9 protein-coding genes are annotated in these 15,688 nt (G+C 75.2%); 5 read left to right on the top strand and 4 right to left on the bottom strand.

Going from position 1 to position 15,688, the window contains the following annotated elements:
- The first annotated feature begins 42 nt into the window (after positions 1–42).
- Together R2E43_RS05000 and R2E43_RS04995 are read left to right on the top strand one after the other, a co-directional pair.
- Positions 43–3,558 carry a DUF5682 family protein gene (locus tag R2E43_RS05000; RefSeq protein ID WP_332055946.1) on the top strand — a complete coding sequence of 1,172 codons (3,516 nt, stop codon included), beginning with the start codon at positions 43–45 and terminating at the stop codon, positions 3,556–3,558.
- The gene (locus R2E43_RS04995; protein WP_332055945.1) at positions 3,555–5,312 is read left to right on the top strand and encodes an SWIM zinc finger family protein; all 1,758 of its coding nucleotides are present in this window, start codon (positions 3,555–3,557) and stop codon (positions 5,310–5,312) included. Before R2E43_RS05000 ends, R2E43_RS04995 begins: the two co-directional genes overlap by 4 nt.
- A gap of 54 nt (positions 5,313–5,366) precedes the next feature.
- On the opposite strand, the gene R2E43_RS04990 is transcribed toward R2E43_RS04995, so the two are convergent.
- Positions 5,367–6,668, bottom strand: a complete 1,302-nt coding sequence (locus R2E43_RS04990) for an MFS transporter (RefSeq protein ID WP_003972305.1) — start codon at positions 6,666–6,668, stop codon at positions 5,367–5,369.
- A 171-nt stretch (positions 6,669–6,839) separates the two neighbouring features.
- On the opposite strand from R2E43_RS04990, the gene R2E43_RS04985 reads away from it, so the two are divergent.
- Positions 6,840–8,903: a phosphocholine-specific phospholipase C gene (locus R2E43_RS04985; RefSeq protein WP_332055944.1), complete on the top strand. Its 2,064-nt coding sequence runs from the start codon at positions 6,840–6,842 to the stop codon at positions 8,901–8,903.
- A gap of 53 nt (positions 8,904–8,956) precedes the next feature.
- On the opposite strand, the gene R2E43_RS04980 is transcribed toward R2E43_RS04985, so the two are convergent.
- Positions 8,957–9,910, bottom strand: a complete 954-nt coding sequence (locus tag R2E43_RS04980) for a DMT family protein (protein WP_332055943.1) — start codon at positions 9,908–9,910, stop codon at positions 8,957–8,959.
- Entirely contained in the window at positions 9,907–10,722 is an 816-nt protein-coding gene (locus tag R2E43_RS04975; protein WP_003972302.1) for a phosphatase PAP2 family protein, read from the bottom strand. Before R2E43_RS04975 ends, R2E43_RS04980 begins: the two co-directional genes overlap by 4 nt.
- A 175-nt stretch (positions 10,723–10,897) precedes the next feature.
- On the opposite strand from R2E43_RS04975, the gene R2E43_RS04970 reads away from it, so the two are divergent.
- On the top strand, positions 10,898–11,512 hold the full coding sequence (locus R2E43_RS04970; protein ID WP_332055942.1) for a TetR/AcrR family transcriptional regulator: 615 nt from the start codon (positions 10,898–10,900) through the stop codon (positions 11,510–11,512).
- A 168-nt stretch (positions 11,513–11,680) separates the two neighbouring features.
- On the opposite strand, the gene R2E43_RS04965 is transcribed toward R2E43_RS04970, so the two are convergent.
- Complete coding sequence (locus R2E43_RS04965) at positions 11,681–12,724, bottom strand: DUF2510 domain-containing protein (protein ID WP_093457431.1); 1,044 nt, start codon at positions 12,722–12,724, stop codon at positions 11,681–11,683.
- Between the two features lie 275 nt (positions 12,725–12,999).
- On the opposite strand from R2E43_RS04965, the gene R2E43_RS04960 reads away from it, so the two are divergent.
- Positions 13,000–15,681: an ATP-binding protein gene (locus R2E43_RS04960; protein WP_030869635.1), complete on the top strand. Its 2,682-nt coding sequence runs from the start codon at positions 13,000–13,002 to the stop codon at positions 15,679–15,681.
- Positions 15,682–15,688 lie beyond the last annotated feature (7 nt).

The following is a 15,688-nucleotide window of genomic DNA, read 5'->3' as shown; positions in this document are numbered from 1 at the left end:
CCCCCGCCTCCCGCCCCCCCGCACACCCACGCACCTGGACCCATGACCGCACGCAAAGAGACCGCCACCGAGGTGGTGGTGCCTACGGCTCGCACGCGGCCGTACCTCATCGGCATACGTCACCACAGCCCCGCGCTGGCGATCGCCGTCCCCCGGTTGCTGGACGCCGCGGACGCCGAGGTCGTCTGCGTGGAACTGCCGTCCGACTTCCAGCCCTGGCTGCCGTACCTCGCCGATCCGCGGACCGTGGCGCCGGTGGCCCTGAGCGGTGCCCACGGGGACGGCCGGCTGGGGCTCTACCCGCTCGCCGACTTCTCGCCGGAGCTGGCGGCGATCCGCTGGGCGCGGGAACGGGGCGCGGAGGTGGTCTGCTGCGATCTGCCGCTGGCGGACCCGGCGTGGTTGTGCGGACCGCCGGACGGAATCACGGCCGACGCCGACGAGTTGTGGGACCGCACCGTCGAGGCACTGGCGCCGGGCAGCGCTCCCGAGGCCGTGCGCCGCGCCGCCCTCGCCTTCGGGCGGGCACTGCGCGACGACAGCGCCGCCCACGCCGGGATCGGTGCCGGTGACCTCGCCCGCGAGGCACACATGCGCCGGATCCTCGCCGCCCGGGGGCAGCGCCGGGTCGCGGCGGTGATCGGCGCCTTCCACGTGCCCGGACTGTCCGACGAGGACGCCCCGGGGACGGTGGCGGAGACCGCGCCGGACGCGGGGCAGAGTTCCCCGGTCGTCACGTCCCTCGTGCCGTACGCCTTCGCCCAGCTGGACCCCGGCTCCGGATACCCCGCCGGCATCCGCGCCCCGCGCTGGCGGCAGGCGGTGCTCGACGCCGGCGGCGACCCCGGACGCGTCCGTGCCGCCGCCGCCCGGTTCCTCACCGAAGTGTGCCGGGAGATCCGCGCGTCCGGCGACACGGCGGGCACCGGTGAGGCCGTCGAGGCCCTGCGGCTGGCCGGCGACCTCGGCACCCTGCGCGGTCTGCCCGCACCGGGCCGCCGGGAACTGGTGGAGGCGGTCACGTCCGTACTCGGCCGGGGCCAGGCCCTCGACCGGGAGCTGGGCGCCGTCCTGGTAGGCACGGAACGCGGCCGCCTCGCGCCCGGCACCCCCCGCTCCGGCCTCGGACCATGGGTGGAGGCCGAACTGGCCGCGCTGCGGCTGCCCGGCCCGGCCGACCCGGGCGGCCGGGACCTCCGGCTCACGCCGCTGTGCTCCACGCTCGACGCCCGGCGCGAGATCCTGCTCCAGCGCCTGAAGGAGTGCGGGGTGGGCTACGCGGAGCCCGTCGAGGTGACCGGGGCCGGGGAGGGCAGCGCGCTCACCACCCGGTGGCGGGCCGCGTGGACCCCGTCGGTCGCCGCCCGCCTCGACCTCGTCGGCGTGCGCGGGGTGACCGCCGCCCAGGCGGCCGACGGCACCCTCCGGGAGAACCACCGCAGGGCGGCCGAGGCAGGGCGGGTCACCTCCGCCCGGGTCGTCGCCCTCCTGGGGGCCGCGGCCCGGTGCGCCCTCACGGACCTGCTCCACGACGGCCTCACCGAGGCCGAGCGCGTCCTGCCGGGCGCCGCCGCACTGCCCGAACTCCTCGCTGCCCTGGACCTGTTGGATTCCGTCCGCCGACGGCACCTGCCCGGCACCACCGAAACCGTCCGGATCCGGGCGGCGCGGCTCGCCGGCCTCCTGCTGGACGCCGCCGTCCGCCTCCTGCCCGGGCTCGCGGGCAGCGACGAGACCCGGGACGCCGTCGCGGTCGTCACCCTCGCCGTCCGCAGCGCCGCGGACCGGCTCGGCCTGCGGCTGGACGGCGAGCTGTACGCGCTCTCCCGCCGTGGCTCCCCGCTCCTCCAGGGCGCCGCCCAGGCCGCCCGGGTACTGCTGGACCTCGACGGCTCGGACCTGCTCGGGACGAGGCTCGCCGGCTGGGTGGACACGGCGACCGGGCCCGACGGACGGCGACGGCTGGAGCGCCGGCTCACCGGGGTGCTGGTCGCGGCCGGATTCCTGATCGAGTCCGCGTCCACCGCCCTCGGCCCGCTGTTCGAGCGCGTGGAGACCATGAGCGACCGCGGCTTCCTCGACCGGCTGTACGCCCTGCGCGGCGGCTTCCGGGCGCTCACCCCGCAGGGACGGAGCCGTGTCCTCGCGGCCGTCTCCGACCGCCTGGGCGACCGGCCCGACCTGCGGCTCCCGGCGCCGGCCGAGCTGGTCGGCCGGTGGGCCGCCGCCGACGGGGAGGGCTTGGCCCTGCTCGCGGAGCTGGGCCTGGCGGACCTGACGAGTACCCCGGCGGCGAAGGACGCCGGGGCGACGTCGGCTCCCGCGCCGCGGACGGAACCCTCCGGCGCCGAGGCCCCGCACGGAGCCGGCGCCCCGCGGCTCGGGCCCGCGGACCGCTGGCGGCTGCTGCTCGGCCGCGACACCGCGGGACTCCCCGCGGCCCTGCGGCCGTACGCCCGGGCACTCGACGAACTCTTCGACCGGGAGGGCGAGGAGGCGGACGAGGAGAGCCGGGAGACGAACGAGGGCGGCGACGGCGGCGAGCCGGAACCCGGCGCGGGCGGGACCTCCGAAGGCAGCGACGACGACCTGACCGGCGGCGCAGCGCGGAGCTTTCCCAGCGTCCGGCACTGGGCCGAGGACCTCCGGACGCTGTTCGGCGCGGAGATCCGGCAGGAAGTCCTCGAACGTGCCGTCGCCGACGGCCGTACGGACGTCATCGCCCTGCTCGACCCGGCCTCCGTACGGCCCTCCGTGGAACTGCTGTCCGCCGTACTGACCCTGGCCAGGGGAATGCCCGAGCAGCGGGTGGCGAGCCTGCGGCCGCTCGTGAAGCGGCTGGTCGAGGAACTCACCAAGGAACTCGCCACCCGCCTGCGCCCCACCCTGACGGGCCTGACCACCCCGCGCCCCACCCGCCGCCCCGGCGGCCCCCTCGACCTGCCCCGCACGCTGCGGGCCAACCTCGCGCACATCCGCCGCCGGGAGGACGGGCGGGTCGAAGTCGTCCCCGAGCGGCCGGTGTTCAGGACCCGGACCGCACGGCGGAACGACTGGCGGCTGATCCTGGTCGTCGACGTCTCCGCCTCCATGGAGACCTCGGTGGTCTGGTCGGCGCTCACCGCCGCGATCCTGGGCGGAGCGCCCACGCTCTCCACCCACTTCCTCACCTTCAGCACCCAGGTCGCGGACCTCACCGGCCTGGTCGCCGACCCCCTCTCACTGCTGCTCGAGGTGAAGGTCGGCGGCGGGACGCACATCGCGGCCGGTCTCGCCCACGCCCGCTCCCTGGTGACGGTGCCCGACCGGACCCTGGTGGTGGTCGTCAGCGACTTCGAGGAGGGTGCCGCGGTCGAGGGACTGCTGGCCGAGGTCGGGGCCCTGGTATCCGCCGGCGTCCGGCTGCTGGGCTGCGCCGCGCCGGCCCACGGGGGAACATCCCGCTACTCCGTGCCCGTCACCCGCCGACTCGTGGCCGCCGGAATGCCGGTGGCCGCCCTCGGCCCGCTCTCGCTCGCCCGCTGGGTCGGCGCGCAGGTCCGTGGAGCCGCCCGATGACCCGTTCCCGCCCGGGCACCGCCCCCTCGCTCCCGCCGGTCGCGCCGGAGGTGTTCGCCGCCGCGGTCGAAGGCCTGTCCACCCGGTTGCGCCGCAGACTCGACGCGGCCGTCGAGTCGCTGGCCGCCACCTCCGCCGACGCCGCCGAGGACGGCACGTACGGCATCCGCTGCGGCGAGGACGCGCTGGTCACCCTGGCCCCCGGCCCGTCCGGCACGATCACCTCACCGGACCAGGCCCGCTGCACCTGCCTCCTGTCCCCGCGCTGCCTGCACCGCGCCGCCGCCCTGGGCGCCGCCCCGGTCGCGGACCCGGCCCCGCCGGCCGGGACGGCTTTGCCCACCGCACCGGTCGCCCTTCCCGCGCGAGGGCCCTCCGCCGGGCAGGTCCGCGCCGCCGAGGGGTTGTGGACGGCGGCCGCGGCCGTCCTGGCGGCCGGGATCACCGCGGCGGGCGCGGTCGCGCGGGCCGAGTTGCTCCGGGCCGCGCACACCGCACGCCTGGCCGGCCTGCACCGTGCGGAGGGCGCGGCCCTCGACGTCGTACGCCACCTGCGCGACGCGCGCGACCCGCAGGGTGCCCACCGGGTCCAGCGGCCCGCCGGGCCGGTCGCCGCCCTGCGGGAGCTCCTCCTCGTCACCCACCGCCTGAAGGCGGCCGACCCCGACCCCGGCCTGATCGGCGCCGCCCACCACCACCACCGCCCCGACGGGCCGCTGCGCCTCCACGGCGTCTGCCGGGAACCGGTCGTCGGACCCGGTGCCCTGGGCGGTGTCCTGACCCATCTCGTCGACGACGCCGGCCGCTGGTACACCCTCCGCGACGTCGCACCGGGGGGACCGGAGCGAGCCCGCCGCGCCGGCACCGCCCACGTCGCCCTCCGGTCCTTCCTGAGCGATCACGAACGGCTGTCCCGCGGCGGTCTGGTCGTCACCGGGGCCGTCGTCGCCCCGGACGGCCGCCTGCTCGCGGAGTCCGGCGTCCGGGCCACGTTCGCCGCCGGACGCCCCTGGGCCGGTTTCGCGCCCGCGGCCGCCGCCGACCGGACCGGGGACGCCCCGCCGCTGACCGGGTGCGACGTGGAGATCGTCGCCGCCGACGGCGAAGGGGTGCTGGCCCGGATCGACACCGGCGACGGTCCGGGGCCGGCCGTCCGGCTGGCCCCGGCCCACCGGCATCCCGCCCTCGCGCACACCGCGAACCTCCGGCGCCTGGGCGCGTGCCCGGGGCTGCGGGTACGGGTGCTCGGACGCGTCGACCCCGACCGGGTCACGACCCTGCGCCCACTGGCCGTCGGTCCGGTTCCCGGCGCCGGGGCGGCGACCCTGCGCCTCCCGGACGAGTGGCGGGACCGCGCCGACCTCGGCTACGACCGGCTGTGCGACGCCCACTTCCCGGCAGCGGCTCCCGGTCCGCCCCCGCGCGCCGCTGCCGACGCCAGTCCGGTCGACTCGCCGCTCCGGCGCGTGCGCGACCTGGTCGAACTGGCGGTCACCGGCGGACGGCGCGCCGCCGCGGAACCCGCGCGCGACGGCGACCGCGGCGCCCACGCCGCCGTGCTGCGCCGCGGCGGGTTCGCCACCGGCGCGGACCTGTACGCCGCGCTCGGCGCGGTGGCCGCCCGCCGTCCCCGGGACGCCTTCGGCCGCCCGGCCGGGGACGACCTGGACCGGTACGCGGCCCAGTGGCTGGCCACCGCCGTCTACCTCAACGGCACGGAGGCGGCCCTGCGGCGCGGCCTCTGGCACCGGTGAGCCGGAGCCCCGGCGGGAAGGCCCGGCGGGAGAGTCCGGCGCGAAGGTCCGGTGTCAGCGCCGCAGTTCCTTGTGCGCCGTCTCCGGCAGCCGCAGGTACACCAGCGAGGACAGCAGGCACAGCACGGCGACGTACCAGGGGAAGATCCCGGAGTGGCCCAGATCCTTGAAGAGCGTGCCCACGTACGGTGCCGTGCCGCCGAACAGCGCCACCGTGAGCGAGTAGGGGAAGCCGATCCCGGCCGCCCGCACCCGGGGCGGGAAGACCTCGGCGTTGACGGCGGCGCTGATGGAGGTGAAGCCGGTCAGCAGGACCATCCCGGCGCACTGCACGAGCAGCAGGACCGCGAAGGAGTCGCGCAGGGAGTGCAGCAGCGGCACGCTCAGCAGGGCGAAGCCCACGCCGAAGAAGAGCAGCAGCGGACGGCGCCCGAACCGGTCGGAGAGCAGTCCGCCGAGCGGCTGGAGCAGCCCGAAGAAGGCCAGCGAGATCGTCCCGGCGAGCAGCGCGTCCGACTTGGCCACGCCCGCGTTCAGTTCGGCGTACGTCGGCAGGTACGACGTCCAGGTGTAGTAGGCGATCGTGCCGCCCGCCGTGATGCCGCAGATCAGCAGGGACTCGCGCGGATGACGGCGCAGTGCCTCGAAGAGGGCCGGACGCGGCGCCCGTTGCTGCTCGGTGCTGCGGGTCTCCTGAGCGCCCTGCCGGATCCAGAAACCGACCAGGCTGAGGACGGCGCCGAACACGAAGGGGAGCCGCCACCCCCAGCCGTTCATCCGGTCCTCGCTCAGCGTGTCCACCAGCAGCGTCGCGATCCCGGACGCCACCAGCTGCCCCGCCGTGGTCGAGACGTACTGGAAGCTGGAGAACAGGCCGCGCCGCCCCGGCCCCGCCGACTCCACCAGGAAGGTCGTCGAGGCCGCGAACTCGCCGCCCACCGACAGTCCCTGGAGCAGCCGCGCCAGGACCAGGACCACCGGGGCCAGCACCCCGGCCGCCGCGTACGTCGGGGTCAGCCCGACCAGCAGACTGCTGCCGCCCATCAGCAGGATGGTGACCGTCAGCGCGGCCCGCCGCCCCCGCCGGTCCGCGATCGCGCCCATCAGCAGCCCGCCGACGGGCCGCATGAAGAAGCCCACCGCGAACACGGCGAACGTCGACAGCAGTGGCACCAGCGAGTTGTCCGCGCCCTTCGGGAAGACCTGGTCCGCGATGTAGGTCGCCAGGAAGGTGTAGGCGTACCAGTCGTACCACTCCACCGCGTTGCCCACCGAGGCGGCGAGGAGCTGGCGTACGGGCCGTCGGGTCGGGGGCGCCGGTGCTTCCGTGTCCATGCCTGTCATGATCGCGACCATCCCCGCGCGGGAGGCCCGGCACACCTCGCGTACCGGTGACTTTCACACCAGCGCCACCGGACCCTTCCCTGACGTTTGCTGCTCCTGGAACACTCCTTTCGCGCGCAATCCGTCATCACCCGGCACCGTCCGACCGGTTGAACCCCCCAAGACGAGAGGTCCCTCACCCCCATGGCCGAAGTGAACCGGCGCAGATTCCTCCAACTGGCGGGCGCCACCACGGCGTTCAGTGCCCTGTCCGCGAGCATCGACCGGGCCGCGGCACTCCCGGCGAACCACCGATCGGGGTCGATCGAGGACGTCGAGCACATCGTCGTCCTGATGCAGGAGAACCGTTCCTTCGACCACTACTTCGGCACACTGCGCGGGGTCCGCGGCTTCGGCGACCCGCATCCGGTGCGACTGGGCGACGGCAGGTCGGTGTGGCACCAGCGCAAGGGCGACGGCACCGAGGTACTGCCCTTCCACCCGGAGGCCGACGACCTCGGTATGCAGTTCCTCGAAGGGCTCCCGCACGGCTGGTCCGACGGCCAGGACGCCTACCACGACGCCAAGTACGACCGCTGGCTGCCCGCCAAGGGCACCACCACCATGGCGTACCTGACCCGCGAGGACATCCCCTTCCACTACGCGCTCGCCGACACCTTCACCGTCTGCGACGCCTACCACTGCTCCTTCATCGGCTCCACCGACCCCAACCGCTACTACCTGTGGTCGGGGCACACGGGCAACGACGGCGCGGGCGGCGGCCCGGTCCTCGGCAACGACGAACTCGGCTACGACTGGACGACGTACCCCGAGCGCCTGGAGGCGGCCGGGGTCTCCTGGAAGATCTACCAGGACGTCGGCGACGGCCTCGACGCGGCCGGCCACTGGGGCTGGATCGACGACGCCTACCGGGGCAACTACGGCGACAACTCCCTGCTGTACTTCAACAAGTACCGGAACGCGAAGCCCGGCGACCCGCTGTACGACAAGGCCCGCACCGGCACCGACGCGAAGCGCGGCGAGGGCTACTTCGACCGGCTCCGTGCCGACGTCAAGGCGGGCAAGCTGCCGGAGATCTCCTGGATAGCCGCCCCGGAGGCATTCTCCGAGCACTCCAACTGGCCGTCGAACTACGGCGCCTGGTACATCTCCCAGGTCCTGGACGCGCTCACCTCCAACCCGAAGGTGTGGGCGAAGACCGCCCTGTTCATCACGTACGACGAGAACGACGGCTTCTTCGACCACGTGGTGCCGCCGCTGCCGCCGAAGTCCGCCGCGCAGGGCCGGTCCACCGTCGACGTCTCCCTGGACGTCTTCGAGGGCAGCGCCAAGCACCGCGAGGGCTTCTACGGGCTCGGCCCGCGCGTGCCCATGCTGGTCGTCTCGCCGTGGAGCAAGGGCGGCTTCGTCTGCTCCGAGACCTTCGACCACACCTCGGTCATCCGCTTCATGGAACGCCGCTTCGGCGTCCACGAGCCGAACATCTCACCCTGGCGGCGCGCCGTCTGCGGCGACCTGACCTCCGCCTTCGACTTCTCCCGCACGGACAGCCGCCCGGCCCGGCTGCCGGACACCGACGCCTACGAGCCGCCGGACCGCGAACGCCACCCCGACTACCGTCCGACGCCGCCCGCGGACCCCGGCATGCCCCGGCAGGAACGCGGGACACGCCCCACCCGGCCGCTGCGCTACGCCCCGCACGTCGACGGCGCCGTGGACACGGCGGCCGGGAAGTTCACGCTGGCCTTCGCCTCCGGGCCCCGGGCCGGTGCCGCCTTCCTCGTCACCTCCGGCAACCGCACCGACGGCCCCTGGACGTACACCACCGAGGCCGGCAAGGACATCGCGGACACCTGGAACTCGGCCTACTCCGGCGGCTCCTACGACCTGACCGTGCACGGCCCGGCCGGCTTCCTGCGGGTCTTCCGGGGTGCCAACGAGGTCGCCGGAGCCGCCGGGCCCGAGGTCACCGCACGGCACCGCGGCGACGACCTCCGGCTGACCCTCACCCACACCGGGACCGGCACCGTTCGGCTCCGGATCGCGAACGCCCACGACGGCCGCAGCCGGTCCGTCACCGTCCGCCCCGGCGCCACCGTGCACCACACCGTCGGCCTCGCGCGCAGCCGGCGCTGGTACGACGTGACGGTCACCTCCGAGACCGACCCGGCCTTCCTGCGCCGCTTCGCCGGGCACGTGGAGAACGGCCGGCCGGGGACCAGCGACCCGGCGATCGTCACGGACTGAGCCGGCGACCATCCACCCGTCAGCCGCGTGAACAACCCTGCGAGTCGATACACCTAGAGCCGCGTGAGGTGCCCCGGCCCCGGCTGCCGGGGCACCACTCCGGGCCCCGCCGGTGCCGGTCCCGTCGGGTCCGTCTCCGTACCCGCGAGCCCCGGACCCGCGAGCACCGGCGCGGCCGTCTCCGGCCGGTCGGGGGCCGCCCGGCTCAGCTGGAGCACTCCCCAGGCGGCCAGCGCCGCACCGGTCAGCGCGAGGAGCACGCCGCCAGCGCCGCCCCGGAGCCGTTCCCCGAGCAGGGAGAGCCCGATCACCGCGGCGGCCACCGGATTGGCCAGGGTCACCACCGCCAGCGGGGCGCCGAGACCCCCGCGGTACGCCGTCTGGGACAGCAGCAGTCCGCCGGTCGCGAAGGCGGCCACCAGCACGGCCACGCCGATCACCTGGACGCTCAGCAGCGGACCCGAGCGGTCGGTGACGGCGACCGTGACGGTCTGGGTGAGCGCCGAGGCCACGCCGGACGCGATCCCGGACGCCGTCGCGTGCCGCAGCCCCGGCCGGGCGCCGGGCCGCGACAGCACGCCGATCAGCGCCGCCGTCGCGCCGGACACCGTCAGCGCCTCCGGCACGCTCAGCACGTCGTCCGGGGCGGGCCCCGAGGCGGTGAGCAGCAGCGCGCCGAGGCCCAGCAGCGTCAGCCCGGTGCCCCGCCACTCGATCGCGCTCACCCGCCGGCCCGCCAGCCGCGCCCCCAGCGGCACCGCCGCGACCAGGGTGAGCGCACCGAGCGGCTGGACCACGGTGAGGGGGCCGTACTTGAGCGCCACCACGTGCAGCAGTGCCGCCGAGGCGTTGAGCGCGACCGCCCACCACCAGGCGCCGGAGGCCAGCATCCGCAGGACACCGGCGCCGGAGGCGCGTGAGGCCAGCCGCTCCTGGGCGACGGCCGCCGCGGCGTAGGCGCAGGCGGACACGAGCGACAGCAGTACGGCGACCAGGGCGGCGTTCACCGGCCCGCCCCGACCAGCTCGGGCCGCTCGGCCGACGACCGGCGCCGGACCTCGGTCCGCCGGTGGGGGAGGGCGCACCGCGGCCGTCCGGGCCGCTCGGGCAGCCGCAGCACGGCGAGCGCGAGGCCGAGCAGGGCCGTGGCCACGATCACGTCGAGCCAGTAGTGGTTCGCGGTGCCCACGATGACCAGCAGCGTGACCAGCGGATGCAGCAGCCACAGCCAGCGCCAGCGGGTCCGCGTCGCGACGATCAGACCGATCGCCAGCATCAGGGCCCAGCCGAAGTGCAGCGAGGGCATCGCCGCGAACTGGTTCGACAACGTGTCGGTGCGCGGCGGCCCGTACACCGAGGGCCCGAAGAGCCGGGCCGTGTCGATCAGGCCGGTGGCGGCCAGCATGCGCGGCGGGGCGAGCGGAAAGAGGAGGTGCAGCACCAGCGCGGCGCCGGTCACGGCGGCCAGCACCCGGCGGGCCCAGAGGTAGTGCGCGGGCCGTCGCAGGTAGAGCCAGACCAGGAAGGCCACGGTGGCCGGGAAGTGGACCGCGGCGTAGTACGTGTTCGCGACGTGTATCAGCGTGTCGCCGTGCAGCAGCAGGGACTGGACCGCGCCCTCGTCGGGCAGCCGGAGCACCCGCTCCCAGTCCCACACGTGGTGGGCGTTGCGGAACGCCTCGGCGGTTTCTCCCGTCGCCAGCCGGCGGCCGAACTTGTAGACGAGGAAGAGCCCGGCCACGAGCAGGAGCTCACGGACGAGTGGTGGGCGCGCGGGCGTGTCCGGCCCCGCTTGTGCAGGCTCGCTGCGGGCATTCATCCCCCGGCCCCTTCGCTGACGGTGGTGCGTGTGGCTGTTCGGGTACGGGGGCGTGTGACGGTTCTCATCGATACGGCCTCGTTCCGATACGCCAGTGTACCGATACGGTGGTGTACCGGTACACTGGCGTATCGATAGACAAACGACACACGGGAAACGGGAAGGAGCGGGGCCGATGACGTCGCAGGACGCGGACCGACCGGAAGTGGCCGGCACCTCGCGCCGCTCCAAGATCACGCCGGAGCGTGAGCAGGAGTTCTTCGACGCCGTGCTCGACCAGCTCCGCTCCTGCGGGTACGACGCCGTCACCATGGAGGGCATCGCCGCCAGCACCCGGTGCAGCAAGTCCACGCTCTACCGGCAGTGGAAGACCAAGCCCCAGTTCGTGGCCGCCGCGCTGCGCTCCAACCGCCGGGTGCGCTTCACCGACATCGACACCGGTTCGCTCGCCGAGGACCTGCGCCAGGTGGCCGCGGCCGCGGGCGAGGGGGCGGGCAAGGACACCGGGCTGCTCCAGGCGCTCGGTCACGCGGTCATGGAGGATCCGGAGCTCAAGTGCGCGCTGCGCGAGGCGCTCGTCGAGCCGGAGATCGCCGCGCTGCGGGCGATCCTCGCGCGCGGTGTGGCCCGCGGAGAGGTGCCGGCCGGCCATCCGGCGCTGGAGTACGTGCCGGCCCAGCTCTTCGGCATGCTGCGGATGCGGCCCGTCCTGGAGGGCGAGCAGGCGGACGCGGCCTACCTCGTCCGGTTCGTGGAGGCCGTCGTGCTGCCGGCGCTCGGCCTCCCCTGAGACTCAGGCCGCCGTCCACGGGATGACTGGACGGTGGCCTGCCCGCGCCGCACCGTGGGGACGGGGGCGGCGCGCACCCCCGGCCGGGCGGGGCACCCTTTGAGCGGAAGGGCGCCCCACCCGGCCGGCAGTCTTTCCGCGGTACCCCTGAAGGCGCCGCCGGGCCGGTCAGACGTCCTGGCCGTTGCCCCCGCCGCCGCCCGAGGTGTCCACCTCGATGCCCTTGGTGATCTCGTCGATGACCGTCTGCTTCTGGTCGGTGTCGACACCGAAGCGGACGACGACGATGCGCTTGGAGTCGGCGGGCGAGGGGAAGGCCAGCGACTCGACGAAGCCGTCGGAACCCTTGGCGGTGACCGCCTTCCAGCGGACCAGGTAGCCCTTCTGCCCGGCGACCGTGACCGCCTCGGAGGCCAGCTCCTCGTGCGAGGTGATCCCGCCGTAGGACTCGCCGCCGTAGGATTCCTCGGCGTTCGCCTCGATGTCGGCCTTCGCGACCTCCTCCGCGGTGTCGCCCTCGGTCTTCAGGAGCACGGCGGGGGCCGAGTAGGCGCCGCCCTTCGTGCACGACTTGGAGGTGTCGCCGGGGCACTTGTAGGCGTCCTCCGACGTCACCTGAGCACCGACCTGCAACTCCTGCCCCGACCAGCCGTCCGGGATGGGCAGGCTGATCCCGCTGAGCGCGTCCGTCACCGAGCCGCTGTCGATCGTCGGCGGCTCCGACCGGTCCGGGGAGTCCGGCGCGGGCGACCGGCCGTCCTCGCCGCCCCCGCCCCCGCCGCCGCCCGAGTCGCCGAAGGGGTCGTTCCGGTCGTCCGGACCGCGCCGGTCCTGCTGCGCGGCGCCCGCGTCGTCGCCGCCCGAGCCGTCGTCGGTCAGCGCGTACACGCCGACCCCGATGCCGGCCAGCACCGCCACGGCCGCCGCGACGGCTATGCCGGCGCGCAGCCGCCGCCGTCGCGCGGACGGGGGCTGGACGGGTATGCCCGGATAGCCCGGGTGCACGGGGTAGGGACCGGCCGCGGTGTCCTGCACCGGTGGCTGGACCGGCGGTTGCCCCGGCGGCTGCGCGGGGGGAGCCCATGCGGCGGCCCCGCCCGCGGGGCGCACCCGGTCGGTCCACGCCGTGCCGTCCCACCAGCGTTCGGTGGCGGGACCGTCATTCTTCTGTCCGGGGTCCGGGTACCACCCGGGAGGAGTCGCCTGCGTCATGTGCCCACCGTATGAGGCGTCGGTGAAAGCCGGATGAGAGGCCCGGCCGACATCCCGGCCGCACCCCGTCCTCGGGACGGCCCGGCGCCCCGCGCCGCGCGAGGTTGACGGGCTCCCGGCCGCACCGCCGCTGATGACGGGCCCGGTCCGTCGTTCACGCTTTACCGCATGTCACCCGTCACGGCAACTGGTCGGCGGAGCGCCCACCACTTGCGCGATCGGAGGGCTAGGCTCAGGCTCTGTACGTCATTCGGGCGACTCGGGGAGGTAGCGGGATGACGGAGGTACGGCGGGCGGGCGCCGTCCCGGCCTCCCTCTGGGAGCGCGACGAGGAAGTCGCCACCATCACGCGTGCGGTGGACACCCTGTGCGCGGACCGCTCGTCCCCCGGCACCCTGCTGGAGGCCCGCGGCGAGGCCGGGGTCGGCAAGACGGCGCTGCTCGCCGAGACCCGCCGGATCGCCGAGGCCCGGGGCTGCACCGTCTGGTCGGCACGCGGCGGCGAGACCCTCAGGTCCGTCCCCTTCAACGTGGTGCGCCAACTGCTCCAGCCCGCCCTGGTGTCCATGCTGCCCGAGGAGGCCCGCGAGTACCTCGGCGACTGGTACGACATCGCGGGTCCCGCCCTCGGCATAGCGGACCCCGGTGAGCGGCAGGCCGACCCGCGGGGCGTGTGCGACGGCCTGGTCGCCGCCGTACGCCGGCTCGCCCGCCGGGAATGGCCGCTGGTGCTGCTGATCGACGACGCCCACTGGGCCGACCAGGAGACCCTGCGCTGGCTCGCCGCGCTCGCCGAACGGCTCGACGAGACCTCCGTCCTGGTCGTCATCGCCCGCCGCCCCGGCGACGTCAGCGGGGACAGCGCCCGTCACCTGGAGGCGGCCACCGCCGTCGGCCGGCCCCTCGCCCCGCTCAACGCCCTCACCCCCGAGGCGACGGCCGGACTCACCCGCGCCACGCTGGGCGCCCACGCCGAGGCCGCGTTCTGCCGCGAGGTGTGGGCCGTCACCGGCGGCAACCCCTACGAGACCGTCGAACTCCTCGCGAAGGTCCAGGACAGCGAATTGCAGCCCGTCGAGGCGGAGGCCGCCGAACTGCGCGACCTGAACCGCTCCGCCCGCGGCGGCGGTCTCGTCGCCCGCCTGGAGCAACTCGGCGTCGACTCCACCCGGTTCGCCTGGGCCGCGGCCATCCTCGGCGGCGGCATCACCGTCGACATGGTGGCCAGGCTCGCCACCCTGGACCGCGCCGACGCCGCCCGCTGCGCCGAGCTGCTCCGGGGCGCCCGGATCCTGGCCGTGCCCGACGCCACCGCCGGACAACCGTCCGCGGGCGACCTGGAGTTCGTGCATCCGCTGATCGCCACCGCCGTCTACAACTCCATCCCCGACGCGCTGCGCACGGCGATGCACGGCATAGCGGCCCAGCTGGTCACCGACTCCGGGCTCGGTGCGGCGGCAGCCTCCCGCCATCTGCTGAAGGTGCACCCCGACGACGACCAGGAAGTCGTGGCCCAGCTGCGCGAGGCCGCCCGCGAGCACCTCGCCGTCGGAGCCCCCGACGCGGCCCGGCGCTGCCTCGAACGGGCACTGCGGGAACCGCCGTTGCCCGAGTCCCACGCACGCGTGCTGTTCGAACTGGGCTGCGCCACCCTCCTCACCGCGCCCGCCACCACCATCGGTCACCTGCGCACCGCGCTCGCCATGCCCGGACTGGAGGGCGAGCAGCGGGTGGACGCCGTCTTCCGGCTCTCCCAGGCACTGCTCCACAACGACCAGCTGGAGGAGGCCGTCCGCACCGTCGAGGCGGAGGCCGCCCGCAACCCCGACCCCTCCGCGCGCCTGCGGCTCCAGGCGGCCCAGTACATGTGGGAGGGCATCCACGCGGGCGAGACCTCCTCGCCGCACCGCTCCGCGCGCCTGGCCGAACTCGCCGCCACCTGCACCGGCCGCGACAACGCCGAGCGCGCCCTGCTCATCCTGCGCGGCTTCGACGCCATGACCCACGGCGAGAGCGCCGAGGAGGTCGTCGAACTGTGCGACCGCGCCCTCGTCAACGGCCGCCTGGCTCCCGGACTCGGCTGGACCGACACCGAGTGGGGCCTGGAACTGCCGATGATGCTGGCCAGCTCCTACGCCTACGCCGACCGGCTCGACCGCGCCGAGGCACTGTTCACCGAGGCCCTGCGCGCCTACGAGAGTGCCGGCTGGAGCGGCGGCCACCTCTCCCTCGCGCACGCCTACGTCGGCCTCGGCCACCGCAGGAGGGGCCGCCTGAGGGATGCCGAGCAGTCGCTGCGCGAGTCCCTGCGCATCGCCGAACGCGTCGGCCGCGGACTGCCGCTGTACTGGTCGGCGACCTGCAACCTGATCGACACCCTGCTCGCCCGCGGCCATGTCGAGGAGGCCCGGACCGTCGCCGAGCAGTACGGCTTCGCACCGCCGTACCCGTCGACGATCGTGCTGCCCGACCCCCGCCCGGTGCGTGCCCGGCTGCTGCTCGCCACCGGCCGCACCAAGGAGGGGATCAACGAACTGGAGGCCGCCGAGAAGGCCGCCGCCGCGCGCGGCCGGCACAACCCGGTGGTCGTCCCCTGGGCGACCGAACTGGCCCGGGCGCTGGCCGGCGAGGACCCCGGCCGCGCCGCCCGACTGGCCACCGACGCCCGCCGCCAGGCCGAGCGCTTCGGCACGGACACCGCGATAGGAGAGGCCCTGCGCTGTGCCGCCGCACTGGAGACCGGCCAGCGCGCGGTCCGGCTCGCCGCCCAGGCTGCCACCTACCTGGAGGCATCGCCCTGCCAGTACGAGCACGCCGCCGCCCGCGTGGAGTACGGCATCGCGGCCCGCTCGGCGGCCGAGCTGAACCGGGGACTGGCGCTGGCCGAGTCCTGCGGCGCCGACGGCCTCGCGGCCCGCGCCCGCGAGGCTCTGGCGGTGGTCGGCCGGGCGGGCTGAGGTCCCT

The organism is Streptomyces violaceoruber (assembly GCF_033406955.1).
Classification (GTDB): Bacteria; Actinomycetota; Actinomycetes; order Streptomycetales; family Streptomycetaceae; genus Streptomyces; species Streptomyces violaceoruber.
Note: the sequence above shows the minus strand (reverse complement) of the source record. Positions and strands in the feature narration are given on the sequence as shown.